Origin of the sequence: Geminocystis sp. CENA526 (genome assembly GCF_050753365.1) — a bacterium.
In the GTDB taxonomy this organism is placed as follows: Bacteria; Cyanobacteriota; Cyanobacteriia; order Cyanobacteriales; family Cyanobacteriaceae; genus Geminocystis.
The window spans coordinates 71,454-95,403 of record NZ_JBLZFY010000004.1 but is presented as its reverse complement, the minus strand read 5'-3'; the positions used below and the strand labels follow the sequence as shown (position 1 = coordinate 95,403).

The 23,950-nt window shown below is 33.3% G+C and carries 21 protein-coding genes and 1 pseudogene; 14 read left to right on the top strand and 8 right to left on the bottom strand.

The window, feature by feature from the left end:
- Window positions 1-348 precede the first annotated feature (348 nt).
- Window positions 349-1,278, top strand: a complete 930-nt coding sequence (locus tag ACN4EE_RS02675; protein ID WP_431704852.1) for a histone deacetylase family protein — start codon at window positions 349-351, stop codon at window positions 1,276-1,278.
- 217 nt (window positions 1,279-1,495) lie between these two features.
- Here ACN4EE_RS02675 and ACN4EE_RS02670 read toward each other — a convergent pair whose 3' ends face one another.
- Complete coding sequence (locus ACN4EE_RS02670; protein WP_431704851.1) at window positions 1,496-2,656, bottom strand: cysteine desulfurase family protein; 1,161 nt, start codon at window positions 2,654-2,656, stop codon at window positions 1,496-1,498.
- A gap of 439 nt (window positions 2,657-3,095) precedes the next feature.
- Between ACN4EE_RS02670 and ACN4EE_RS02665 the strand changes: the two genes are divergently transcribed.
- From ACN4EE_RS02665 to ACN4EE_RS02655, 3 genes are all read left to right on the top strand, one after another.
- Window positions 3,096-5,108, top strand: a complete 2,013-nt coding sequence (locus tag ACN4EE_RS02665; protein WP_431704850.1) for a DICT sensory domain-containing protein — start codon at window positions 3,096-3,098, stop codon at window positions 5,106-5,108.
- Between the two features lie 149 nt (window positions 5,109-5,257).
- Window positions 5,258-5,890 (top strand): Uma2 family endonuclease, encoded by a 633-nt coding sequence (locus tag ACN4EE_RS02660; RefSeq protein ID WP_431704849.1) that lies wholly within the window; start codon window positions 5,258-5,260, stop codon window positions 5,888-5,890.
- Window positions 5,891-5,939: 49 nt separating this feature from the next.
- Window positions 5,940-6,575, top strand: coding sequence for a class II aldolase/adducin family protein (locus ACN4EE_RS02655; RefSeq protein ID WP_431704848.1), 636 nt, complete (start codon window positions 5,940-5,942; stop codon window positions 6,573-6,575).
- 145 nt (window positions 6,576-6,720) lie between these two features.
- Here the strand turns inward: ACN4EE_RS02655 and ACN4EE_RS02650 are convergent.
- The 4 genes and pseudogenes from ACN4EE_RS02650 to dacB all read right to left on the bottom strand — a co-directional run.
- Window positions 6,721-7,221 (bottom strand): annotated as a pseudogene (locus ACN4EE_RS02650) (RNA-guided endonuclease InsQ/TnpB family protein); the annotation flags it as partial.
- An 8-nt stretch (window positions 7,222-7,229) separates the two neighbouring features.
- Window positions 7,230-7,883, bottom strand: coding sequence for an RNA-guided endonuclease InsQ/TnpB family protein (locus tag ACN4EE_RS02645; protein WP_431704847.1), 654 nt, complete (start codon window positions 7,881-7,883; stop codon window positions 7,230-7,232).
- Window positions 7,884-8,491: 608 nt separating this feature from the next.
- The gene (gene pntA, locus ACN4EE_RS02640; protein ID WP_431704846.1) at window positions 8,492-10,072 is read right to left on the bottom strand and encodes a Re/Si-specific NAD(P)(+) transhydrogenase subunit alpha; all 1,581 of its coding nucleotides are present in this window, start codon (window positions 10,070-10,072) and stop codon (window positions 8,492-8,494) included.
- Window positions 10,073-10,273: 201 nt separating this feature from the next.
- Window positions 10,274-11,752, bottom strand: a complete 1,479-nt coding sequence (gene dacB / locus ACN4EE_RS02635; RefSeq protein ID WP_431704845.1) for a D-alanyl-D-alanine carboxypeptidase/D-alanyl-D-alanine endopeptidase — start codon at window positions 11,750-11,752, stop codon at window positions 10,274-10,276.
- Between the two features lie 126 nt (window positions 11,753-11,878).
- On the opposite strand from dacB, the gene ACN4EE_RS02630 reads away from it, so the two are divergent.
- The 3 genes from ACN4EE_RS02630 (at window position 11,879) to bfr (ACN4EE_RS02620) (ending at window position 14,955) form a co-directional block, all read left to right on the top strand.
- A complete protein-coding gene (locus ACN4EE_RS02630) occupies window positions 11,879-13,918 on the top strand; it encodes a thioredoxin domain-containing protein (RefSeq protein ID WP_431704844.1) in 2,040 nt (679 codons plus the stop codon).
- Window positions 13,919-14,012: 94 nt separating this feature from the next.
- Complete coding sequence (bfr, locus tag ACN4EE_RS02625; protein ID WP_431704843.1) at window positions 14,013-14,477, top strand: bacterioferritin; 465 nt, start codon at window positions 14,013-14,015, stop codon at window positions 14,475-14,477.
- 10 nt (window positions 14,478-14,487) lie between these two features.
- Window positions 14,488-14,955 (top strand): bacterioferritin, encoded by a 468-nt coding sequence (bfr, locus tag ACN4EE_RS02620; RefSeq protein WP_431704842.1) that lies wholly within the window; start codon window positions 14,488-14,490, stop codon window positions 14,953-14,955.
- A gap of 202 nt (window positions 14,956-15,157) precedes the next feature.
- Here bfr (ACN4EE_RS02620) and ACN4EE_RS02615 read toward each other — a convergent pair whose 3' ends face one another.
- Window positions 15,158-15,619 (bottom strand): DUF29 domain-containing protein, encoded by a 462-nt coding sequence (locus tag ACN4EE_RS02615; protein WP_431704841.1) that lies wholly within the window; start codon window positions 15,617-15,619, stop codon window positions 15,158-15,160.
- Between the two features lie 438 nt (window positions 15,620-16,057).
- Between ACN4EE_RS02615 and ACN4EE_RS02610 the strand changes: the two genes are divergently transcribed.
- The 6 genes from ACN4EE_RS02610 (at window position 16,058) to ACN4EE_RS02585 (ending at window position 22,334) form a co-directional block, all read left to right on the top strand.
- A complete protein-coding gene (locus ACN4EE_RS02610) occupies window positions 16,058-16,519 on the top strand; it encodes a DUF29 domain-containing protein (RefSeq protein ID WP_431704840.1) in 462 nt (153 codons plus the stop codon).
- An 89-nt stretch (window positions 16,520-16,608) separates the two neighbouring features.
- Complete coding sequence (locus ACN4EE_RS02605) at window positions 16,609-17,076, top strand: DUF29 domain-containing protein (protein ID WP_431704839.1); 468 nt, start codon at window positions 16,609-16,611, stop codon at window positions 17,074-17,076.
- 472 nt (window positions 17,077-17,548) lie between these two features.
- Window positions 17,549-18,238, top strand: a complete 690-nt coding sequence (locus ACN4EE_RS02600) for a DivIVA domain-containing protein (RefSeq protein ID WP_431704838.1) — start codon at window positions 17,549-17,551, stop codon at window positions 18,236-18,238.
- Between the two features lie 272 nt (window positions 18,239-18,510).
- Window positions 18,511-18,846 carry a DUF6883 domain-containing protein gene (locus tag ACN4EE_RS02595; RefSeq protein ID WP_431704837.1) on the top strand — a complete coding sequence of 112 codons (336 nt, stop codon included), beginning with the start codon at window positions 18,511-18,513 and terminating at the stop codon, window positions 18,844-18,846.
- 48 nt (window positions 18,847-18,894) lie between these two features.
- Entirely contained in the window at window positions 18,895-19,125 is a 231-nt protein-coding gene (locus ACN4EE_RS02590; protein WP_431704836.1) for a DUF4926 domain-containing protein, read from the top strand.
- Between the two features lie 254 nt (window positions 19,126-19,379).
- Complete coding sequence (locus tag ACN4EE_RS02585; RefSeq protein WP_431704835.1) at window positions 19,380-22,334, top strand: glycosyltransferase; 2,955 nt, start codon at window positions 19,380-19,382, stop codon at window positions 22,332-22,334.
- Window positions 22,335-22,532: 198 nt separating this feature from the next.
- On the opposite strand, the gene ACN4EE_RS02580 is transcribed toward ACN4EE_RS02585, so the two are convergent.
- Entirely contained in the window at window positions 22,533-23,036 is a 504-nt protein-coding gene (locus ACN4EE_RS02580; protein ID WP_431704834.1) for an NADPH-dependent FMN reductase, read from the bottom strand.
- Window positions 23,037-23,206: 170 nt separating this feature from the next.
- Complete coding sequence (locus tag ACN4EE_RS02575; RefSeq protein ID WP_431704833.1) at window positions 23,207-23,719, bottom strand: helix-hairpin-helix domain-containing protein; 513 nt, start codon at window positions 23,717-23,719, stop codon at window positions 23,207-23,209.
- Window positions 23,720-23,839: 120 nt separating this feature from the next.
- Here ACN4EE_RS02575 and psaM point away from each other — a divergent pair, with 120 nt between their 5' ends.
- Entirely contained in the window at window positions 23,840-23,935 is a 96-nt protein-coding gene (gene psaM / locus ACN4EE_RS02570) for a photosystem I reaction center subunit XII (protein ID WP_066346475.1), read from the top strand.
- The last annotated feature ends 15 nt before the right edge of the window (window positions 23,936-23,950 follow it).

Genomic DNA, 23,950 nt, shown 5'->3' with positions numbered 1-23,950 from the left:
TTTTATCTTAATGCTAATATCTTAATTGTAGTCAATAGTTAGCTGAGAATTTTTTAAGTTTTTTTAAGTTGTTATCTCTATAATGACGAATCTTCGATATAATTGTTATCCCCCTATAGGGGTGATGACCGAACTTAATGATTCGTTAGATTACGACACATGATCTTATTATTCCCAAAAAATAAGAAAATCAAGCATCAACAAAAAAGACAGGTGGACAGGTGGACAGGTGGACAGGTAGAAAAAATTAATGTCATTGCGAGGTAACGAAGCAATCTCTTAAAACTCGATTTTGAATTGCTTATAAATTTGATCTTCGACCTTCGACTTTATCAATGGGGGTTTTAAATGTACCATAACTTAAAGATTGTTTTTTCGTCTCGATTTTTGGATCATAAAACGGGAAGATTTCATCCTGAGTCGCCTCAACGATTGACGGCAATTCAAGAACGATTAGTAAAAGGGTTTTGTAAAAATAAATTACAATGGTTAGAGCCGACGGCTGTTGAACAAAGTCAGGCTCTGAATTGGGTAAACAAAATTCACGATCGAAAATACATTGATATAGTAAAGACTATTGCTAGTCGAGGGGGTGGAAAACTAGACGAAGATACTCCTGTTTCGGCTCAAAGTTATGATGTGGCACTATTAGCCGTAAGTGCTTGGCTTGACGGTGTTGATCACGTTTTAAAGGATAACGAACCCTGTTTTATTTTAGCACGTCCTCCGGGTCATCATGCCACGAGTAAAATTGGTATGGGTTTTTGTCTCTTTTCTAATGCAGGTATTGCCGCCCATTATGCCTTATCTCAGGGTGTCAAAAAAGTAGCAATTTTAGACTGGGACGTACATCACGGCAACGGTACAGAAGAAATTATTGCCCATAATCCGAATATAATTTACTGTTCTTTACATCAATATCCTTGTTATCCGGGTACAGGAGGGGAGTTCGATCGAGGTTATCATGATAATGTGTTAAATATTCCAGTGAAAGCTGGAAGCGCAATTAAGGAATACCAACAATTTTTTGAAGACAAAGTGATTCCCTTTATCAGCGAATTTAAACCTGATTTGTTGATTGTCAGTGCTGGATATGACGCTAACCATGATGATCCTCTTGCGTCAGTTTCTTTATTTCCTCAAGATTACTATACTTTAACACAATATTGTTTAAAAATTACTCGCAAAATTGTCTTTGGATTAGAAGGGGGATACGACTTAGAAGCGTTAGCGGAATCTGTAGAACAAACTTTCATGGCTTGTATTAACATGAATTAGGTATCAGGTATCAGGTATCAGGTGTCAGGTTAAAGAATGAAAAATCAAGGTGTTGAAGCGTTATCTCTTCAACAAATACACAGGTGTATTGTGAATAATCAGATTTAAAATGCCCTGTTTTTGAGTAAAAATTGCCAAAAATTCGCACTTTTTTATGAATATAGTGTGCCTAAACCATTGGTTTTAATAACCTTTTGATTTATTCAGCAAACCCGAATTAGACTTTTTCAGCACCCCCTATCAAAAATTGAGATTTCAAGATTTCACAGGTAAAATCTAAATCTTGTTTTGTGGTATTTCGATCGAAACTAAAACGTATGCCTCGGAGGGCTTCCTTTTCAGAATATCCCATAGCCAATAAAATTGGTGACGGTAAAGTTTTGCCAGTACTACAGGCTGACCCTGCACTAATACCAATACCCTTTAAACTTAATTTTCTTACAACTTGTCGTCCTGTGATTTCTAAGGTAGGATGATTGATTAAAAAACTGACATGATGGGGTAAACGATGAAATCGATCGCCTGTTAAACTTAAATAAGGACAATGGAAGAGCATTAAATCGATAAAATAATCCCTTAACTCCCTTAATCTGACGTTTTCTGACTCTAAATCTTTTTGTGCCAAAACAGAAGCTAATCCTAAAGAAGCAATGGCAGGTATTGCTTGAGTGCCACTGCGTAAATTATTTTCCTGTCCTCCTCCATACAACAAAGGATTTAATTTTACTCCCCTTTTAATGTATAATGCTCCTGAGCCTTTAATGCTGTAAAATTTATGACCTGATAAAGACAACAAGTCAACTCCTAAGTCTTCCACATCCACAGGGAAGCGCCCCACCATTTGCACAGCGTCCGTATGAAACAAGGCATTGCTATAATTTTTGCTAATTTCCACTAATTTTTTTATAGGTTGAATTGTACCAACTTCACTTTGTCCATAGATAATAGAAATTAAAACAGTATTGTCTTGCAAACTATCTTTTAAGTCTTCAGGATTAACCCTTCCTTCTCGATTCACTGGTAATCTTGTTACTTGCCATCCCTGTTTTTCTAAAAATTGCACGGGGCGCTCGATCGCACTATGTTCTACCACAGAGGTAATGATGTGTTGTGGAGAATCATATTGGGAAGTAATGCCAAAAATTGCCAAATTATCAGATTCCGTACCACCTGAAGTAAAAATAATGGAGTCAGCACAAGAAGCATTAAGTAAATCTGCCACTTGCCATCTTGCCTTTTCTAAAATCATCGCCGAAGACTCTCCCCAAGAGTGTAAACTAGAGGGGTTTCCCCAACCATCTTTTAAAATGGTTGTCACTAATTCGATAACTTCTGGACGAGGAGCAGTGGTTGCACTAGAATCAAGATAGATTGCCATAAAAAATGTGGAATTTTGACATAATAATAGGAGAAGATATTACTCCTCTTTTTACCATTATAAAGTTATCTCGATCGTAAATATATGAAGATAAGTAAGAGATACCAGTGGTATTATCGCTTTTTTAGATATAGATGATCAAAATCACTTTTCAGTTGTAAAAATTTTTCAGCAATATAAAATTTATGTACCTATAACGGTTTTACCCGAAGTTGACTATCTCGTAACGAAAAGGATATTTTGAATATTCACCTTATTTCAAGAGCAACGTCTTTAAATACTATTTCCTCCTCATTTTCTTAACATAAATTAAAATTTGATTGATGACGAGGGATCACTAACTAATGTAGGATAGATTCTAGCAATTATTTGTGATATGGCAAAAGTGTCAATAATCTTTTTCCAGCATTGAAGCTGAAATCAACATTAAGCAGACTTGATGAGTAATCCTAATTCTGTCGTTACCGATTTATTAACAGCCTTCCCTCAATATCGCCCTCAAATGTATTTTAAATCCTCCTTGACGGCGTTATCCCATGCTATGGAAGATCAAGTTTTGGCAGGAAGTGAGCAACCTTTAATTATCGCTAGTTTTCAAAAAGAAAGGTTTTATCGTCAAGAGGCGCATCGTTACCAAAAAATTGGGCGACTTTCTCGTCATGTTTACGTTTTAGCTGCTCCTGAAACGGATTTTAGTAATGTTTCTGATGTTTATGAAAAAATTGCCTTTACCCCCGATGATGAGTTGACTCAAGAATGGCATTTAGTGGTAATTGCTAATAATTATGCTAATTGTCTCATTTGTCGGGAAAAAACTCACTCCCCAAAAACTCAAGCCTCAGAAATGGCTATGGATAATAGTCGCCGTTTTGAGGGCATTTGGACTTTCGATCGAACCGTAAGTATAAAGTCGGCTGAGATATTACTTAAACGCATTGCCCAATATCGCCCTGAGTTAAAGACTAAAATCTATGAGGCTTTAGACATTTATTGTGGGAATACAGACAATATAAGTATTACGGGAGTTGAGTTTTCCCCTTGTATCAATCCTGATCCTTTTGTGGAAAGATTGGTAACATATTTACAGGCTGGACAATATAAACTGATTAAGGCTAACCGTTTCTTGAGTGTTAAGGAAAAAAAGGAAAGATTACTCAATTCTATTACGGAGGCGATACGTCGATCGCTCAATGCTGATGAAATTTTGCAGATAGCGGTGGATAGATTAGGAGAGGGTTTAAATGTCTGTCGTTGTTTGATTTATCGTTGTCAGGAAACCGACTTAAACGCCGAAATTCAACACGAGTTTTTGAATGGTGAGATTAAGTCTATTAAGGGCAAAACTTGGCCCGTTAAAGCAAATCCTTTGTTTGAGGAAGTGCTTACTTTACGGGAATCTCTTAGTATTGATGATGTTTCGATCGATCCTCGTATTCAAGATAATAAATCATTATTATTGCACTTAGTCAATAGTTGTTCGATCATTTCATGGTTAATTGTGCCAATACTGTATCAGGGGAAACTTTTAGGCATGATGGAATTGCATCATTGCGACTCTGTGCCTGTGACGTGGAAAGCGGAAGATATTGCTTTAGTGGATGCCATTGCCACTCAAGTGGGGGTTGCCTTGATTCAAGCGGAATCTTATGCTAATTTAGAAGACCTTAACGAACAATTGGAGGCTCTCGATCGAACTCGATCGAATTTAGTTGCCATTACGGGGCATGAATTGCGCACTCCCCTTTCAACTATTCAGGTATGTTTAGAAAGTCTGGCAAATGAACCTGATATGTCACCAGAGTTAAGACAGGTGATGTTAAGTACAGCGCTAGAAGATGCGGAGAGAATGCGTAAATTAGTGCAAGATTTTCTCACCTTATCCCAATTGGAAAGCGGTACTGTAGAATGGAATCCTGAGCCTTTATCCCTTCAAGAATGCGTTGATTTATCATTATCCCATATTCGATCGAGACAGGATCAAAGTGCTATTCCTACTATTAATAATTTAGTACCAGATGAAGTGCCTTTCGTGGAAGCCGATGGAGAATGGTTAGTGGAAGTGTTAAGTAAATTGCTCGATAACGCTTGTAAATTTACCGATAATAAAGGGCAAATTACCATCGAAGTGGAAGAAAAAAACGCCCTGCAATTAGTAGTGATTATCTCAGACAATGGTAGAGGTATCGAACCAGAAAGACTAAAACAAGTGTTCGATCGATTTTATCAGGAAGAAGGCGCATTAAGACGATCGGCAGGAGGTACAGGATTAGGGTTAGCTATTTGTCGGCAGATTGTCAAGAATTGGGGGGGAGAAATTTGGGCAGAATCTCAAGGCAAAAATCAAGGAAGTCAATTTTATTTTACTATCCCGAAATTTAATCAAAAATCGACATCCAATAGTAGTAATGTCAAAAAGAATCGCCGTACATCATCTCAACAAAATTTGAGGTAGTTATACTTTTAATCAATCAGTTATGATATGACCAATAATAATATTTGCTCAATAAATCTAAAGGCTATTAAATATTAAAATCAAAAATTGTGATACGCTTTATAGTAATCCTAAATCATTAATAATTTATTCTACTCAAAAGAACTAAAATGACTGTAACTTTAGTAAATCAATTACCCCATATTCGAGCAATAATTGAGTTAGCAAAATCAAAAAATAGTGATTCAGAACAAGTTTTTATTGTCAATAATATTAACTGGCAAGAATATCAAAATTTATTGGAATTTATCGATGATAATAGTGGTGTTTTATTTAAGTATCAGGAAGAAACTTTAGTTATTATGTCACCCAGTCGCAATCATGAAATTTTAAAAGAAAATATGGGTATGTTAATCGAAACCTATTGTTTCATAAAACAGATAAAATTTTATTCTTTAGGTTCAACAACTTTTCGTTCTTCAAATAAATTAAAGGGAATTGAACCCGATAAAAGTTATTGTTTTAATAGTCCTAAAGAATTTCCTGACTTGGCTATAGAAATTATTATCACCAGTGGGGGGATTAATAGTTTACAGATTTATAAAGATTTAAGAGTAAAAGAAGTTTGGTTTTGGGAGAAAAACAAATTAAAAGTTTATGGATTAGAAACACAGGAATATAAAGAAGTAAAAAAAAGCAGTTTACTTCCTGACATAGACTTAGATTTGTTCGCTAATTTAGTTAATAAAAGTGAACCTTTAGAAGCTGTTTTAGAGTTTAGAAAAACATTAGAGGAAAAATAAATAATGGATTCTTGCTTGATAGAAACTTAGAATAAAATCAGAAACTTTAATGAATAATTACCATAATATTGATGAGGGTACGATTAAATTTAACTGTCAATGGATTAAACAATCTTTGTCAATTCCAGTACCTGATGAACTGTTAACATGGCGCGATCGAATGTATAATCTTAAACTCATCGGACATTATCAAGACATAAATATTGGTTATGGTAATATTAGCGTGAAAACTCCTCAAGGGATATTAATTTCAGGTACACAAACGGGCAATATTTACCCGATTCAACCACAGCATTTTACCCTTGTTACGGATTATGACATCGATAAAAATACGATCGAATGTAGGGGATTGATGAAGGCTTCCTCTGAATCTATGACACACATAGCACTTTATGCGTGTGATAGCTCGATCGAGGCAATTATTCATGTTCATAACCTTAAGTTGTGGCAAAATTTATTAAATCAAATCCCTACCACAAAAAAAGAAGTTGCTTACGGCACACCCGATATGGCAAAAGAGATATTTCGTTTATTTCAAGAAACTAATGTCCAACAACAAAAAATCCTTGTGATGGCGGGGCATGAGGAGGGGATAATTGCTTTTGGAAAATCCCTTGAAGAAGCAGGAAACATTCTTTTAACCCACATTCCCCATATTTCTCTACCTTTAAACTTTGTCTTATAACTATACCAAGATTATGTTCGTTGATTTTTTTATTAAGCTAAGACGCATTGATCTTGCATATAATTGAATTAGAAATAAATAAACCATTCTGTTATATAAAACTTATTCATAGTTACCTATGACGTTTACTTTCTGTTTCTACCAGTCAAGTCGGCTTGATACTGTCCACAGACGTTAATTCGGCTGTAACCCAACCTATTTTTTCTATAATTACTTCTTCTGGGGCTTTTTCCAAATTTATGGAAGCATTGAGGTCACGATCAATGGACAACCCACACTCATCACAAATGTATAACCGATCAGACAAAGACAAAGTTTCTTTTTTATGTCCACAATTACTACATTTTTTTGATGAGGGATACCATTGGTCAATTATATCAATACGATTAGCATACCACTGAGCCTTATAAGTTAGTTGACGTTTAAACTCATACATTCCCAAATCAGCAATAGAACTCGCTAACTTGTGATTCGCCATCATTCCTTGCACATTCAGGCTTTCAATCTTAATATGACCATAAGTCTTACATAACTTTGTCGTAGTCTGCTGTAAAAAATCTTGACGTTGACAAGCCACCTTGTAATGTTGTTTCCTAACTTTATTGTAGTATTTCTTAGCATTATTACTAGCCTTAATACCTTTTCTGCGATTCCCTAATTGTTTATGGTAGTCTGCTGTAAAAAATCTTTTATTGTAGTATTTCTTAGCATTATTACCTTGGTTTTCGCTTGTTTAAAAGGACGTGGACTTTCAATTACATTACCATCACTTAGAGTGGCAAAAGTTTTACAACCTAAGTCAATACCTATTGGCTCAATTACTTCATGGATTCTTGGGGGTAATCTATCCGCTGATATAGAGAAACTAACAAACCATTTATCCGCCGATTTACTAATGGTAAAAGTTTGGGAAACACAAGAAAAAGGAATTGCCTCCTTCAATCTAAAAGTACCTAAAGTCGGTATTTTGATAGTTTTTCCTGCCTCTAATAATACTTTTCCATTACTCGATTCCACTCGAAATGATTGTTTATCTTTCTTGCTTTTCAAAACAGGTTGTTCTCCTAAACCTTGAAAGTACCTTGAAAAAGCGGTTTTCAAGTCTCGAAAAGCATTTTGATATACCCTAGAAGAAAGATTATTACACCATGCAAATTCAGGTTGTTTCTTTGTGTAGTTAGTAAAGAGTTTTTTGATGGTATCAATCTTATAGCTAGAACTACCTTTAATTTCTTGATGATCAATCATTCTCATTAAAGACAAACCATAGTTATAGACAAAACGAGAAAACCCAGCGTGCTGTGCCATAAGAGTTTTCTCTTTGTTATTTAATTTTAGTTCTAACTTAAGACTAAACATAATGATTAAACATTACTAACTTAATAAAGTATAGCAATATTTAATGGGATTGTAAAGTATCAGTTGTTAAGATTTCTGGAAGTTTTTTTTGAGTAGCTTCTTAAGCCGTATAAACGACTACGGGTTGAAACTGATCTTCCAATTAATTTAGCAAACTCATGAGGTCTATAAACGAGAACACTTAACTATATAGTAAACTATAATAAAGTTTAATAAGTTTTTCGTTAACAGTCAATTGCTCTTCTGCTTTTAAAAACTTTGACAAACTTAGACATAATCAAAAATCCAATTTATCATTGTTGGGATAAAATAAATCTATGGAGTTTAATTTATTGAACGGGAAATCGGTAGCCGTTTAATTTATTAAATGGCGATATTATCAGGATACACCGATAATTTAATGTTTTTCAATGAGTTCGATCGAGCTTTAATGAATAATGGATAATGATTATGGGGGAAGTTCGATCGAATAATAATTAAAGCATAAATTTTAGATGAGGTGCTTGGTGGGCAATGCCCACCCTACACTTCTTATTCGTGCGTAATTCAAATCTTAATTATCTTCTAAACATTTTCAGCATTCTTTGAGTGACTAAAAATCCCCCTGCGATGTTAATTGTACCGACTAAAATTGCGATCGCACCAAGGATAGTAGTCGGGGAAGTTAACTCTCCCGAAATTTGCAACATTCCCCCGATGATAATAATGCCACTGATAGCATTCGTTACACTCATAAGAGGAGTATGCAAAGCAGGGGTAACATTCCAAATCACCTGCCAACCCACGAAGATAGCTAAAATAAACACTGTAAAGTGAGACAAGAAAGACTCAGGCGCACCAATACCGATACCAATCAGTGCCAAAACTGCTAAAACTGCCCACAATAAACCACTATTACTTTTCTCTTTTTTGCTTTCTGCCGTGACGATTTTTGCCTCTGGTGTCACCGTAGCAGTAGGAGAAGGTTGAGCAATTTTCGGAGGGGGGAAGGTAATATCCCCTTGATAGGTAACTAATGCACCTCTGACTACTTCATCCTCCAGATTAACGGTAAATTTGTCGTTACCCCCCATGTCTTTGAGAAGATGCCATAAGTTTGTGCCGTAAAGTTGACTGGATTGACTTGCCATGCGACTAGGTAAATCCGTTAAACCGATAATCGTCACCCCTTCATATTTATAGACTTCATGGGGTTTTGTAACCTCACAGTTTCCACCTTGTTCTGAGGCTAAGTCCACAATTACCGAACCTTGAGCCATACTACGCACCATTTCTTCTGTTATGAGTTTGGGGGCAGGTTTACCCGGAATTAGGGCAGTAGTGATAATAATATCAACTTCTTTGGCTTGTTCGGCAAAAAGTGCCATTTCCGCTTCGATAAATTCCTTACTCATGGTTTTAGCATAACCGCCTTCTCCTGAGCCGTCTTCGGCAAATTCTAATTCTAAAAATTCACCCCCTAAACTCTCGATTTGCTCTTTTACTACCAGTCTAGTATCAAAAGCCCGTACGATCGCACCTAAACTTTTAGCCGTGCCGATGGCAGCTAAACCTGCAACCCCTGCACCAATAACTAAGACTTTAGCAGGAGGCACTTTTCCAGCGGCGGTAATTTGCCCGGTGAAAAATCTACCAAAGTTATTAGCGGCTTCGATGACAGCACGATAACCTGCAATATTTGCCATACTAGATAAAGCATCTAGTTTTTGAGCTCTACTGATACGAGGCACAGCATCCATGGCGAATACCGTTGCCCCTTTTTCTTTCAATTTAGTCAATAATTCGCCGTTTTGGGCAGGATAAATGAAGCTGATGAGGGTTTTATTACTATCTAATAAGTTTACTTCTTCAGGTTCGGGAGGACGCACTTTTAAGATAATATCCGCTTCCTGCCATAATTGCTCTCTATTATGGACTATTGTACAGCCTACTTCCTCGTAAGCTCGATCGAGGAAACTCGCCTTTTCTCCTGCGTTGGTTTCCACTAAGACGGTGAAACCTAGTTTTTGCAATTTAATTGCGGTGTCAGGGGTGGCGGATACTCGACACTCATTGGGATAAATTTCTCTAGGAATAGCTATTTTTAAAGATGTTGTTTTCTTTGTTTCTTGTTTCTCGTTGGTGAGAGTTGCAGTCATAATTTTTTCAATGGTTCGATCGAAATTTTTTTACTTATACTTGCATGATAGATTGATAATTTGTTTTTGCAAGATAATTTCCACTTTTCTTATGTAATTAGGAAGTTTTCTTAACAATTCTTTACTTTTAGGCAAAGACGCAAAGACGCAAAGAAGTTCGCAAATTTTGATTCTCTTTTCCCTACCGTCATAAATAATGTATTACATTTCAGAAAAACTACATCTTTCTAGTTTACCTAATAATAAAACAATTTGATCGATCGAATTTCTCAGGGTAGGGGAATTAGCAATAGAGTGATTAACAATGATAGAGAAAACTATATCATCATAATGGGCGGTTTTGAGGTATCCCGATAAAGATGCAACCCCTGTTAATGTGCCTGTTTTGCCATATAAATTATCTGCAATATTGGTATTTTGAAAACGATTTTTTAATGTACCATTTTTTCCTGCTACGGAGAGAGAATTATAAAAAATTTCTTTATATTGACTATTATTCATGGCTTTTAAAAGAGTAACTAACGCTGAAGGAGTTATCAGATTATGACGGGATAAACCTGAGCCGTCTCTGATTCTATAATCATCTTTGGAGATACCTAATTCTTGGGCAATTTTCTCTAAAGACTCCCATTCATTTTGTGACTCATCGCCTAAATATTTTAATAAAACTTCGGCATATAAATTGTTACTATCTTGGTTCGTAATTGTAATTAATTCTGCTAAGGTTGGAGAGGAAATTTCTAATAAAAATTGTTGCGGAATATCTAATTTTTGTTTCTGCTCAATAATTTCTTTATTTTCTACTTCTATGGCATAATTATTCAAAGTTTTAACCAAAGATTCTTGAAAATATAAAGTGGGATTTGGGATTGATAATCTCCATGTATTTGTTTCTTTATTAATGGGAAAATCTCCTGTCATTACTAAACTCGATCGAGCAAATAATGGTAAAACACTTATATTAAATTGACTATTTTCATCTCTGGTATAAACCCTATTTTCAATTAACCATTGTTTTCCTGCTAATTCATTTGACCATTGTAAGATAGGCGGTTTATTAATATCTCCATGAACTAGGGTAAAATTTACTGTATTTTGATCTAAAATTAAACTGTTAACAGGCACAGCAAAATAAAAATAAATATCTTCAAACTCCCATGTATAATTAGTACTAGGTTCGGATAAATAACCATCAATCAGGATAAGATTATTAACTTTTTTAATGCCTTCTTCTGCTAATTTTTTAGCAATCATGTCTAGTTGCTTTTGAGAAAAAGTTGGATCTCCTTTCCCTTCAATAATTAAACTATTTATAGTGGTTGATAAAAGTTGATTATCAGTAGATTTTCTTTCTATAGATATGGGGGTATCGATCGTAAAATCAGAGCCTAATTTTTTTAAAACAGAAGCAGTAGTAAGTAGTTTAATATTAGAAGCAGGAATCAAAAATTTATCACTATTTAACTGATATAAAACTTGATTATCTTTCAGGTTTTCAATAACAATACCCCAAGTTTCTTTTTGACGAGAAGGCTCATTTATCAGTAACTCAATTTCTTGACTGAGATTATTAACACAAATTTTTTTATCTTCAACATTAACCGATTGTTGAGCAATAATAGGTAAAGGAAAAAATAAGAAAATATAGCTAAAAATTAAAAATAAATTAGGTTTGATCATCAGATTTTAAAGGGTGAGTAGTAAATAATTCATAATATTTCCCCTTTTATACCATTTTTTGAGATAAAATAATCTAAAATTTATCCATAACAATAACATTTAATTTACATAAATATATTATTTTTTATGACTAATAATCTCATCAATGCTCAAAGTTTATACCTAAAAAAACACGCTTATAACCCTATTAATTGGTGGTATTGGTGTGAAGAAGCCTTAAACCTTGCTAAGTCTCAAAATAAGCCCATTTTTCTCTCCATAGGCTATTCCAGTTGTCATTGGTGTACGGTGATGGAAGGGGAGGCTTTTTCGGATACTTCGATCGCAGACTACCTTAATGAACATTTTGTAGCAATCAAAGTCGATCGAGAGGAGCGTCCGGATATTGATAGTATATACATGACGGCTTTGCAAATGATGACAGGGCAAGGCGGATGGCCATTAAATATCTTCCTGACTCCCGATGAATTAATACCTTTTTACGGTGGTACATACTTCCCCGTTGAACCTCGTTATGGAAGACCGGGGTTTTTACAAATACTTCAAGCCATTAACGATTTTTACTATCAACAAAAAGACAAACTCACAGCATTAACTGAGGAAATTGTCAAGAACTTACAAGATAATTCTCAAGTAAATTTTTCTGGTAATAGTCCTTTAAATGGAGAATTGTTGACTCAGGGTATAGCTAATAATAGCAGAGTGATCGATCGAAATGATTATGGTTCACCTCGTTTTCCCATGATGCCATACACTAACTTGATTTTACAGGCATCGGTGAACAATGAACACTATCAAAAATTAGTCAAAAAAAGAGCAACGGATTTAGTCAATGGGGGTATTTATGATCATGTCGGCGGTGGTTTCCATCGCTATACAGTTGACGCTACATGGACAGTTCCGCACTTTGAAAAAATGCTCTATGATAATGGTTTAATCATGGAATTTTTGGCAAATTTATGGAGTAGCGGTGTCGAAAATCCAGACATTAAAATTGCTTGTGATGGTACATTAAATTGGTTAAAACGAGAAATGACAGCCGAAGAAGGCTATTTTTATGCTTCTCAAGACGCTGATAATTTTGCTAGTATTAACGATTTTGAACCCGAAGAAGGGGATTTTTATGTATGGCATTATCAAGAATTAACAGAGATTTTATCCCAAGATGAATTAAGTCTTTTTGAAGATACTTTTACTATTAGTCAAAATGGTAATTTTGAGGGGAAAAATGTTTTACAAAAACAGGAATTTATGCCCATTAATGAAGATGTAAAAAATATCTTAGAAAAACTGTTTGTTATTCGTTATGGTGAAAGTTCATCTACTTTAACTAAATTTACTCCTGCTAAAAATAATGAAGAAGCTAAAAGTTTGCCTTGGCGTGGACGTATTCCTCCCGTGACGGATACAAAAATGATTGTGGCATGGAATAGTTTAATGATTTCGGGATTAGCTAGGGCTTATGGTGTTTTTAGAGATAAAAATTATTTAGAATTAGCGGAAAAAGCGACTAATTTTATTCTTAATCATCAATGGCAAAATAATCGACTTTATCGCTTAAATTATGATGGAAAAGTCAGTATTTTTGCTCAAGCAGAAGACTATAGTTTATTCATTAAAGCCTTATTAGATTTAGCTCAAAATTGTGAAGATAATGGTAACTATTATTTAACAAAAGCGATCGAAGTTCAACAGGAATTTGATCATTATTGTCAAGATAAAAACAACGGGGGTTATTATAATAATAGTGATGATCAAGCTCAAGATTTGTTGATTAAAGAAAAAAGTTATATCGACAATGCCACTCCAAGTGCTAACGGCATTTCGATCGCTAATTTAATGAGATTAGGGTTATTTACCGATAATATGGAGTATTTTGAAAAAGCCGAAAAAACCTTACAATTATTCAGTGAAATAATGACAAAATCTCCCACCAGTTGCCCTAGTATTTTCATCGGTTTAAATTGGTATCTTCAAGGCAAAAGTGTTAAAACCACTGCTGAGATTAAGCAAAAACTGAATCAAACATATTATCCCACTGCATTATATCGACTTACTCAAGATTTACCTGATGATAAAGTTGCGATCGTGTGTCAGGGATTATCTTGTCTTGAACCTGCGATGAATTTTGATGAAATATTAACACAATTAACTATTAGTAATTAGGAAAAATATTAAGTAATAATTAATAAGTAATAGATGAAATGCAAACTGTCAATTTATAAGTTATAATAAAAAGATTAAATTACAGCAGACTGTTATGGAAGGAAATCAAGAAGTAAAACTTCAACTTAATAACGTTTTAAAGTTGAAATTAACGGCTATTAACCAGTTTTTTCTTCATGCAAGAATGAGCAAAAGTTGGGGCTTAAATAAACTTAATGAATACGAATATCGTTACTCTATTAAGTTAATGAAACAAGCGGATAAAATAATTGAGCGTGTTTTTTTCCTTGAAGGTTTACCGAATTTGCAAAGTTTAGGAAAGTTACTTATTGGTGAAAATGTTCCCGAAATTATTGCCAATGATTTAACAATTACCATGGAAATTGCCGACACTATTCGCAATTCTATTAACTTCTGTGAATCTGTACAAGACTATGTTAGTCGAGATTTATTAACGGAATTATTAGAAGAAACAGAGGAAGAAATTGACTGGTTAGAATCTCAACAATGGTTGATGTCTAATTCAGGTTTAGAAAATTATTTACAATCTATGATTTAAGGAGTTTTTCATGAAAGGAAATAAAAAGGTTATTAAACAGTTACAAAAACTTTTGCGTGGAGAATTAGCCGCCAGAGATCAATATTTTACGCACTCTCGTATGTATCAAGACTGGGGTTTAAATAAACTGTTCGATCGAATTGATCATGAAATGCAGGATGAGACTAACCACGCTGATATGTTAATTAAGCGTATGTTGTTTTTAGAGACAACCCCCGATTTATCCGAACAAGATGCCTTAAATATTGGTTCAACTGTACCAGAAATGTTAAAAAGCGACCTGGATTTAGAGTATAAAGTAGTAGCCGACTTAAAAGAAGCCATAGCCGTTTGTGAAGAAGAACAAGATTACCAAACCAGAGATATACTAATGGTTATCTTAGCTGATACAGAAGAAGATCATGCTTACTGGTTAGAGAAACAATTAGGTTTAATTGATAAAATTGGTTTGCAAAACTATTTACAATCACAAATGTAGTTTGAGTCATTGGCTTACCCCGTCTAAGAATTATATCAAGTCCGCTTAATTAGTTATAAATAAATTTTGTGAGCATTTTGTTGGATTACGCTGTCGCTAATCCAACCTACAAAGTAATTAGGGGTTGCTGAATAACTCAGAAAACTATTAAAATCAATGGTTTAGGCACACTATATTTACCTAAAAGTGCGTGGGTAACGATTTAGGGAAGCCAATTTTCATCGAGGATTTGTTCAAGGGATGCGATCGAATTTTCGGGGAAGGTATTAAGAGGAAGTTGAGAATGTTTACTAGCTATTTTTCTTCCATCTTCATAGCATAAATCAAATTGATCTCGAAGATGATTTTTGAGACTAGGACTATCTATTAATAATCTATTAATTTGTTTGCGAAAATTAAAAATTTCTCTTTCCCAATGTCCTCTATTTCTCTCTCTTTCAAAATCCCAATAGTTTAATATCAACAAATGTTCAATTAATCTCATTAACAAACTTTCGAGTTTTCTTTTATCCCTTCTACTCAAGTCTAATACTTCCTCAATTAAATTTTCCCAATCAACGGAATTAAAATCACGATTTTCTAGTTTTTTTATGGTTTCTAATATCCAAAGATTATAGTCAGCATCGTATAAATTTGTTTGGTTTTTGATTAATTGGGCTACCATTACTACTATCTCCGATTATTTTTTTACCTTATTATAAATTATTTTCATCGAGTTTTTGAGAATGCAGAGATTCGATCGGGTTTTGTGTAATGGGGAGTGTGATGAGACTTTAGAAATGGGATGATGCGATCGAGTTTTAGGGAATAGGAAGGTTCGATCGAGTGAAGTTAACCTAAAATTTCTCTTAAAGTCTTAACGATCAATACCTTCGCCAAGAGGAAGTTACCGAACGATTCAACGGTTTTGTCATATGAGATTGACACAGATGAGGAGTCAATCCCTTTAGTTGCATAACCCTCTGAACGCTTATGTTATATCAAGATTTAGTAAACCTCATTAGTGCGATCGAACCCTCTCATTCTCGAAACCTGATCGCACCGAACCTAATCTATGAAAATAATTTATAATAAGATAACAAAATAATCGAAAGTAGTCGTAATGGTAGCTCAATTAATCAAAAACCAAACAAATTTATACGATACTGACTATAATCTCTGGGTATTAGAAACGGTTAAACAATTACAAAATAGAGATTTAGATTCCCTTGATTGGGAAAATTTGATTGAGGAGGTTTTAGATTTGAGTGAACGCAAAAGAAGAAAAATTACAAGTTTATTAATGAAATTGATTGAACACTTGTTAATTCTACAATATTGGGAATGTGAAAAAGAAAGAAATCGAGGTCATTGGGAAAGAGAAATATTAAATTTTAGACTGCAAATCATAGAAGAATTAGAAGATAGTCCTAGTTTAAATAACTACTTAAACAGTAAATTTCCTGACTGTTATCAAAAAGGTCGTAAGTTAGCATCTAAACATTCTCAACTTTCCCTTAATACCTTCCCTCAAAAGTCGATCGCATCCTTAGAACAAATCCTTGATGAAAACTGGCTTCCCTAATTGCTACCCCTCATTCTCGAAACCTGATCGTACCGAACCGCACCCAAATAATTTATAATAAGCTAACAAAATAATTGGAGGTAGTGGTAATGGTAGCCCAATTAGTTAAAAAGCAAACCAATCTATACGATACTGACTATAATCTCTGGATATTAGAAACCGTCAAAAAGTTAGAAAATAGAGATTTAGATTCCCTTGACTGGGAAAATTTAATTGAAGAGGTATTAGGTTTGAGTCGAAGTGATAAAAGAAAATTGGAAAGTTTATTAATGAGACTAATAGAACATCTCTTAAAACTGGGATATTGGGAAACAGAAAAAGAAAGAAATAGAGGTCATTGGGAAGGGGAAATCCGTAATTTTCGCAAACAAATAAAAAAAGAATTAAAAGTAAGCCCAAGTCTTAAACGCTATTTACATGAGATATTTGAAGAATCCTATCAAGATAGTCGAGAAATTGTCTGTGATAAATCTCAACTCCCTATGAGTATCTTCCCCGAAAAACCGATCGCACCCCTTGAACAAATTCTCGATGAAAACTGGCTTCCTTCCAAGTGACATAACTTCAAAATATAGCCATCGCTTGTGGCATCAATTTAACTCGCTTGGTGACATGGCTTGAGAGCATACCGAAAGAATCTACGAGAACTTCTAGTTTTGCTTTTATTCAATGAAAGGTTTGTTATATAAGGGTTTAATTGATTTTAGATTTCTGATACATAATTAGTCGATTTTGTCAAATTTTCTGTAACAAAATGTTTCGCCAACAGGAGCATAAATTGACAAGGCTTATAGCTTAAATCTGCTAAAGCAATTATTGAACGATAAATGGATCATTATTTTTATGGATAACTCTAAAGAATCTTAACCTTCACCAATAATTTTAAATTAATCCGATTAGGTTCGATCGAAAACAGTCAACATGGTCAATAATAAATGGTGAATAATGATCAATTCTTGATGATTAATGTTAGTTTAAATTATTTCTGATTTATTATATTAAGAACAACAAAGGAGATTAAAAATTGATATGCCTAACAATTCACCTGTCCAATTACAAGTAAACGATAATTCTTCCGTTAATGAAAAACCGCCTCAAATTGAGGAAATGGCGGTAGATATGATTGAAGAAATAGAAAGATTAGAAGATTTTATACTCAATAGTACTCGTATTCCTTTTTTGGGTAAAACCCTGATTGATGAAGATACATTGATTAAACAATTAGACTTAATTAGAATCAACATACCCGATTCTTTAGAACAGGCTACTCAAATTTTACAACAAAGACAACAAATATTAAGCGAAGCGCAAAACTACGCTCAAAAAGTGGTAGAAAATGCCCAAAGAAAAGCCGCACAATTGTTAGATGATTCTCGTATTGTCCAATTAGCTGAAAGTCAAGCCACTCAAATTAGACGACAAGTACAACAAGACTGCGAAAACTTAAAACATAAAACCATCAGCGAAGTTGAGCAAATTAGACAAAGAATCCAACAGGAAGTCATCAAAACTAGACAAAATGCCATTATGGAAGCTGAAGATATACAAAATGAAGCGGATATGTATGCTGATTCTGTCTTGTGTAAACTGGAAAAAGACCTTAGTGATATGTTGCGAGTTGTAACCAATGGTCGTCAACAAGTTCAAGTAAATAGACAACCCGTTGTTACCCCTCCACCCCGTCAGCAGGATATGACTATTGTGAAAAAAGCCTCTTAAAAATGAGGAATGAGGAATTAGGAATGAAGAATTAGAAAATTAATTATGAGAAATAATATCAATATTGTTTGAAAAAATTAACTCACTTTAGTAGAGTTATGCTGTTAGCAGTGACATTTATTTTATTGCGACTTATAAGATATTACCATTAGTTATTTTCTAGGTGCAAATAGTTGATGTTGTCAAGTTGTAACAAAGCATTAGCTCTAGTTTTTAGAGAATATGTTAAAAAAAACAGTATGATTACAATTATCTCTGTAACCTTAAATTGAATGAAATTACCTAACTTTCAAAAAGCAATTATTCCTGAATCTAAACTATCAGGATATTGTTTAAATTTAGAACATAAAGATGGTAAACATAAAGCCCGTGTATTTCGTGCCGCTTTAGGATTGACGGAGGCAAATTCAGATGAATTAAAAAATGCACTTATTCAATCTTTAATTAATTGTGAAGCAGAATTTCAAAAAACAACAGCCAATGGTGATTTATATATTATTATTTTTCCGATGACTAGAAATAATAAAACTGAAAATATTAAAAGTGTTTGGATTATTAGAAATGGCGAAGATTTTCCTCATTTAGTAACTTGTTATATTGATGAATAAAATTTATGTTATAATTAATTATTGTTTAGAAAATTAGGATATTAACTAATGAATAATACCATTAACGAAATTGATATTGTTGCTTTAAATCAAGATTTACCAGAAGTAGGGTTAAATAAAGGAGAATCAGGAACAGTAGTAGATATTTCTGAATCAGGAGTATTTTTAGTAGAATTTTCTAATGAAAATGGCGAAGCGTTAGCCCTAGAATCTCTAACAAGAGAACAGATAGATTTAGTAATTTGTTATAACGAAAAAAAAGATAAAATAATGGCTTAATTTTTGAGATAATTATTATTTATTTTTTATCTTAAAATGATAATTAATTAAACCTTCAGGTTGCCAATAATTAAATAATTATGCTCCTGTTTTGGGTGGTTTATTTAAAGTTTTTTTAATAACAGTAATCAAAATATAATATATATTCAGATTAAAGATAAATTTATCTTTTCTGCGTCTTCAATACCTTCACCGAAAAAAGACTATAAAAAGCCTTTCTCATCTTTATTATTTTTTATACCACACTCAGATTTATGACGGTTTTAATTGCAGAATTTGATTTATTCCACAAAATAGGAGGAGGACAAACTTTTTATCGCCGTCTGATTGAAACAAATCCACACATAAATTTTTCTTATTTAATTATTGAAGAAAATGTTAAGATCGATCGACCTAAAAATGTTCAAGTTGTACCTTATAAACAACAATATTTGAAGTCAGATTTAAAGGGTTTATCAACTAATTTACCCTTAGAAAAAATCGATCGATCTTTTTTAATTGCTAGTAATATTGCTTATTCTGTTAAGGGCTTAAGTTTTGATATTATTGATTATCCTGATTATGAACAATACGGCATTTTTTTACAATCTGCATTAACTTTTCATCAAGTAAAATTTAACAAAATAGTTATTTCTTTACATGGTATTGTTTCGCAAACTTTACGCCATGATTGGGTGATAAATCAGGAATATATTAATAACTTAGAATTTGTTGAAAATTTACAATATGATATAGCAGATATTCGTTACGGTATTAGTTATAACTATTTAGAATGGTGGCAGAAAAAAAGTATTTTTCCTAATTATTATTTACATCCTTTATCTTTCTTAAATTTCACTTCAAATCCTGATTATATTCGATCGAACTCAAAACCTAGTTTAAACTTTATAGGTAGAAAAGACAAAGGAAAAGGAGTCGATATTTTTATTAATTTAGTCAGTATTTTACCAGACAATCTTTATGATCAAGCTAAGATAATTGGTGGAAATCCAGACACTTTAGACGGCAAAACAGGAGAATATTATCTACAACAAATATTAGCTTTAAGGTTAAGTTCGATCGAACTATTACCTGCCGTTACTTCTCAGGAATTACAAGAAAAATTTGCCCTTAATTCCATCACAATTTTACCCTCTCGATTTGATACCTTAAATTTAGTTGCCTTAGAGTCTTTATTAGCAGGTTGCCCGACAATTATCAGTGAAAAAGCAGGAGTTTGTCGCTTTTTAGAAGATAACTTTCCAGAGATACCTTTTATTAAATTAGATATAGATAACTTTTATAGTTGTTTGCCTGAAATTTTTGAACTTTTAAATAATTATCAAGAATATAGATTAAATTTAATCGACAAAATTAAGTCATTTTCCTATCAAGTTAAAGATACAGAATTGACAATAGAAAATATTTATAATCAAAAGAGTGATTATCAAGAAGAAACTAGAGAAAAAATCCAGCAATGGTATGAAGAATTAATCAACTATTGTCAGAAAAAACAGTATTGGGGAAAATCCCAACTTATTGATATTACTAAAAAAATAGTTACTCCTATAAATAATCAAAGCAAATATCAATTAAACCAGATAAAAACTAAACTAACAGAAAAAAAAGACTTAGTTACTAACCAATTAATTAAAAGTGTTTTGTTCTCTCAAGCATGGGATAAAGTTATCAATCTTGAGGAAAATTCTAGTCAAGATATTGACGATAAAATTGAGCAGTTAAAAAACTTAAGTCACCCCTTAAAATTGTCTAGTATTGAAAAGGTTAATAAATTAAAAACAGGTTATTTTGTAAATCGTGTCAAAATTTGGTTAGAAATTGCAAGGTTAGAAACAATTAGGGGTAATCATTTATTATCTGCGACTTATCATCTCAGAATTATTCGCCTTCTAAATCAGGATAAATTTAAACAACTGGAAACCATCACAAATACTTTAGTTAATTATAATTTTAGTCAAGAGGCTTCTTTATTAAATCTACTTTATGCACCTTCGGACAATTCTGCTCAATTAACTTATGATTATCTGTTAAATAATTATCAACATTTACTTAATTATCAGGAAAAACCCTACGAATTTATTGAAGATTATCGTCAGAAAAAAAATTATCGAGTTTCGGTGATCGTTTCGTTGTACAATGCAGAAAGTAAACTGGGGCGTTTCTTGTCAATTTTGACACAACAACCAATTTTCCACAAACAAGAAGCTGAAATTATCTTAATCGATAGTGGTTCACCTCAACAGGAATACCAAGTTTTTCAACAACTTTTACCCTCCCTTAATATTCCCATTGTGTATGCTAGAAGCGAAGCAAGGGAAACTATCCAAAGCGCTTGGAATCGTGGCATTTTGTTATCCCAATCTCCCTATATAACTTTTCTTGGGGTGGATGAAATAATCACGATCGATGCTTTAGATATTTTAGCAGATAAGCTCGATCGAAATCCAGACTTAGACTGGGTTATTGGACATAGTATAGTAACAGAAGTTGACGATAAGGGAAATTGGGTTAAGGATTTAATGGCGTATCATCGTCATAACTTTGAGCAAAATTTAGTCTATCTTGACACCTGCTATTTAACTTATGTTGGAGGATTATATCGCCGTGATTTGCATGGGCGTTTTGGTTTCTATGATGAGACATTTCGAGGCGCTGGAGATACGGAATTTAAAAACAGAGTTTTACCTCATATCAAATGTGCATTAGTCGATAATCTCTTAGGGATTTTCTTAAATTATCCAGACGATCGAACTACGCAAAGCCCACTTGCTGAAATCGAAGATATAAAAGCATGGTATCTTTATCGCAGTTTAGGGGGAATAAAATACGCTTTTCAGAAACAAAATATTGAAGAAGTAGAAAAATTATTATTACATTGCTTCAACTATCGCAAAACCTTTTTAGAAAAAAATAGTACTGATTTAGGGTTAGCTTATAATCTAATTTTGTGGTTAGAAGAAAATGCACGCAAATCCCCTTATTTACAATTTAGTAAAGGCATTAAAAAAATTCTTGAAAGTTATCAAAACTTAGAGTATATTCACAACAATAATTCTTTATTATGGCAACTGTGGCAAACAAAAACAATAACTGAAAATATTGCTTATCACCATCAAAATATCGCTCAAAATTTAAGGATAAATAACTTTAGTATTGACTATCAAATTTTCAATGATAATCGCTATCAACAACATTTTTTATTATGGTAAATATGGGCTATTCTAAAGTAGAAGAACCAAAATATTTACCTTAATTCTTACTTCTTACTTCTTACTTCTTAATTCTTACTTCTTAATTCTTAATTCTTAATTCTTACTTCTTACTTCTTACTTCTTACTTCTTACTTCTTACTTCTTACTTCTTACTTCTTACTTCTTACTTCTTAATTCTTAATTCCCGATTACTTTTTAAGCACAAAGTTTGATTAATTGTGCCATTACTTCCCTAGCTGAATCTAAATTCAAGGGTTTATTAAAGTTAGTAATAAGTTGCCTTCCGACAACATTCATTCCTAAATATGATAGCTGAGTCCTAATCGCCAACAATACATATTGTCCTCCGCTACCACTATGGGTGGCAATAACCGCAGGTTTGCCGTTAAAGCATTCTCGCCAATCTTTACTGCTAACGCTTAACCATGCGATCGAATTATTTAAAGTGGGGGGCATACTACCATTGTATTCGGGAGCAACAAAAACCATACCGTCACTATCTTTTAAGATAGCGGATAATTCTAGGACTTTTTCGGGAATACCATCTTCAGCTTGAACTTTAGGGGTATAAAGGGGTAAAATTTCTTCTACGAGGTTAATAATTTGGGTTTTTTGCCCCATTTCTAAGGCAATGGTATTTAATTCTTTTGCTAAAGCTAAATTGTTGTTATTACTAGCTACAATAATGGCAATGTTCATAATTAAGTTTTTTTGAATAATGGGTAATGGAAATAAGAGACAGGTAGAAGAGAGAGGGGGAAGAGGGGGAAGACTAGAAGAATAATGCTACTTTTGTCTCTTGCCTTTTACCTTTGCCCACCTTCATCAATAATTTATCATACTCAAAGTCTAAGAACCAACTTTTCTTTTTAAAACTGAAAATAAGACATCAAATGATAGGCTAAATCTGTGTCTAAATTTAGTCTTTTTTGTACGTCTCCAATATGTTTATATTTTCCGTTACTGGCTCGATCGAGCAGAAGTTTTTTTGCTATATTTTCGTCTAAATTGGGAATAGTTTTTAATTGTTCTAAACTAGCATTATTGGGATTGATTTTAGCAGGAGAATGAAAGCTATCTTGGGCATAATAAGCAAAATAAAGTATTGATTCCCAACATTGAATTTTTAACACAGAAATCCCCAAGGCGGAGGCTAAATCTTCTAAACAGAGAAAATGTATGCCAGAATTGGTAATTTCCACTAAATTTCGGGCTTGAATAATGGATATACCCGGTAGTCTTAACCAGTCGTCAACGGAGGCACGATTAGCGTCAATTTTGATGCCTAATTCCGACGCAATTTTTATCTCTGTTTCCGATTGAAAACGATAATAGGGATTACTTTGTATTTTTTTGATAATCGATCGATGCAGAAAATTCATAATTTTGTTTCTGTTGCAAATTATTACGAAATCATGCAAAAGTTACCATCTTAAGGCACATTAATATTAATTTAAAATCAATTCTACCAATTTATCGCTATTAGAGGAGTCTTTTAAATCATGTCTATTTCTGAAACCCAAGTTTTTGTAGCTTTAATTATTGCTCTTATCCCCGGTATTTTAGCATTTCGTTTAGCTACTGAACTTTATAAATAATAAGACTTATTTAGG

What these genes read in the sequence shown, in the direction of transcription:
- ACN4EE_RS02675 (WP_431704852.1), top strand. Translation starts at nt 349, where the DNA reads ATGTACCATAACTTAAAGATTGTTTTTTCGTCTCGATTTTTGGATCAT.
- ACN4EE_RS02670 (WP_431704851.1), bottom strand. Translation starts at nt 2,656, where the DNA reads ATGGCAATCTATCTTGATTCTAGTGCAACCACTGCTCCTCGTCCAGAA.
- ACN4EE_RS02665 (WP_431704850.1), top strand. Translation starts at nt 3,096, where the DNA reads ATGAGTAATCCTAATTCTGTCGTTACCGATTTATTAACAGCCTTCCCT.
- ACN4EE_RS02660 (WP_431704849.1), top strand. Translation starts at nt 5,258, where the DNA reads ATGACTGTAACTTTAGTAAATCAATTACCCCATATTCGAGCAATAATT.
- ACN4EE_RS02655 (WP_431704848.1), top strand. Translation starts at nt 5,940, where the DNA reads ATGAATAATTACCATAATATTGATGAGGGTACGATTAAATTTAACTGT.
- ACN4EE_RS02645 (WP_431704847.1), bottom strand. Translation starts at nt 7,883, where the DNA reads ATGGCACAGCACGCTGGGTTTTCTCGTTTTGTCTATAACTATGGTTTG.
- pntA (WP_431704846.1), bottom strand. Translation starts at nt 10,072, where the DNA reads ATGACTGCAACTCTCACCAACGAGAAACAAGAAACAAAGAAAACAACA.
- dacB (WP_431704845.1), bottom strand. Translation starts at nt 11,752, where the DNA reads ATGATCAAACCTAATTTATTTTTAATTTTTAGCTATATTTTCTTATTT.
- ACN4EE_RS02630 (WP_431704844.1), top strand. Translation starts at nt 11,879, where the DNA reads ATGACTAATAATCTCATCAATGCTCAAAGTTTATACCTAAAAAAACAC.
- bfr (WP_431704843.1), top strand. Translation starts at nt 14,013, where the DNA reads ATGGAAGGAAATCAAGAAGTAAAACTTCAACTTAATAACGTTTTAAAG.
- bfr (WP_431704842.1), top strand. Translation starts at nt 14,488, where the DNA reads ATGAAAGGAAATAAAAAGGTTATTAAACAGTTACAAAAACTTTTGCGT.
- ACN4EE_RS02615 (WP_431704841.1), bottom strand. Translation starts at nt 15,619, where the DNA reads ATGGTAGCCCAATTAATCAAAAACCAAACAAATTTATACGATGCTGAC.
- ACN4EE_RS02610 (WP_431704840.1), top strand. Translation starts at nt 16,058, where the DNA reads ATGGTAGCTCAATTAATCAAAAACCAAACAAATTTATACGATACTGAC.
- ACN4EE_RS02605 (WP_431704839.1), top strand. Translation starts at nt 16,609, where the DNA reads ATGGTAGCCCAATTAGTTAAAAAGCAAACCAATCTATACGATACTGAC.
- ACN4EE_RS02600 (WP_431704838.1), top strand. Translation starts at nt 17,549, where the DNA reads ATGCCTAACAATTCACCTGTCCAATTACAAGTAAACGATAATTCTTCC.
- ACN4EE_RS02595 (WP_431704837.1), top strand. Translation starts at nt 18,511, where the DNA reads ATGAAATTACCTAACTTTCAAAAAGCAATTATTCCTGAATCTAAACTA.
- ACN4EE_RS02590 (WP_431704836.1), top strand. Translation starts at nt 18,895, where the DNA reads ATGAATAATACCATTAACGAAATTGATATTGTTGCTTTAAATCAAGAT.
- ACN4EE_RS02585 (WP_431704835.1), top strand. Translation starts at nt 19,380, where the DNA reads ATGACGGTTTTAATTGCAGAATTTGATTTATTCCACAAAATAGGAGGA.
- ACN4EE_RS02580 (WP_431704834.1), bottom strand. Translation starts at nt 23,036, where the DNA reads ATGAACATTGCCATTATTGTAGCTAGTAATAACAACAATTTAGCTTTA.
- ACN4EE_RS02575 (WP_431704833.1), bottom strand. Translation starts at nt 23,719, where the DNA reads ATGAATTTTCTGCATCGATCGATTATCAAAAAAATACAAAGTAATCCC.
- psaM (WP_066346475.1), top strand. Translation starts at nt 23,840, where the DNA reads ATGTCTATTTCTGAAACCCAAGTTTTTGTAGCTTTAATTATTGCTCTT.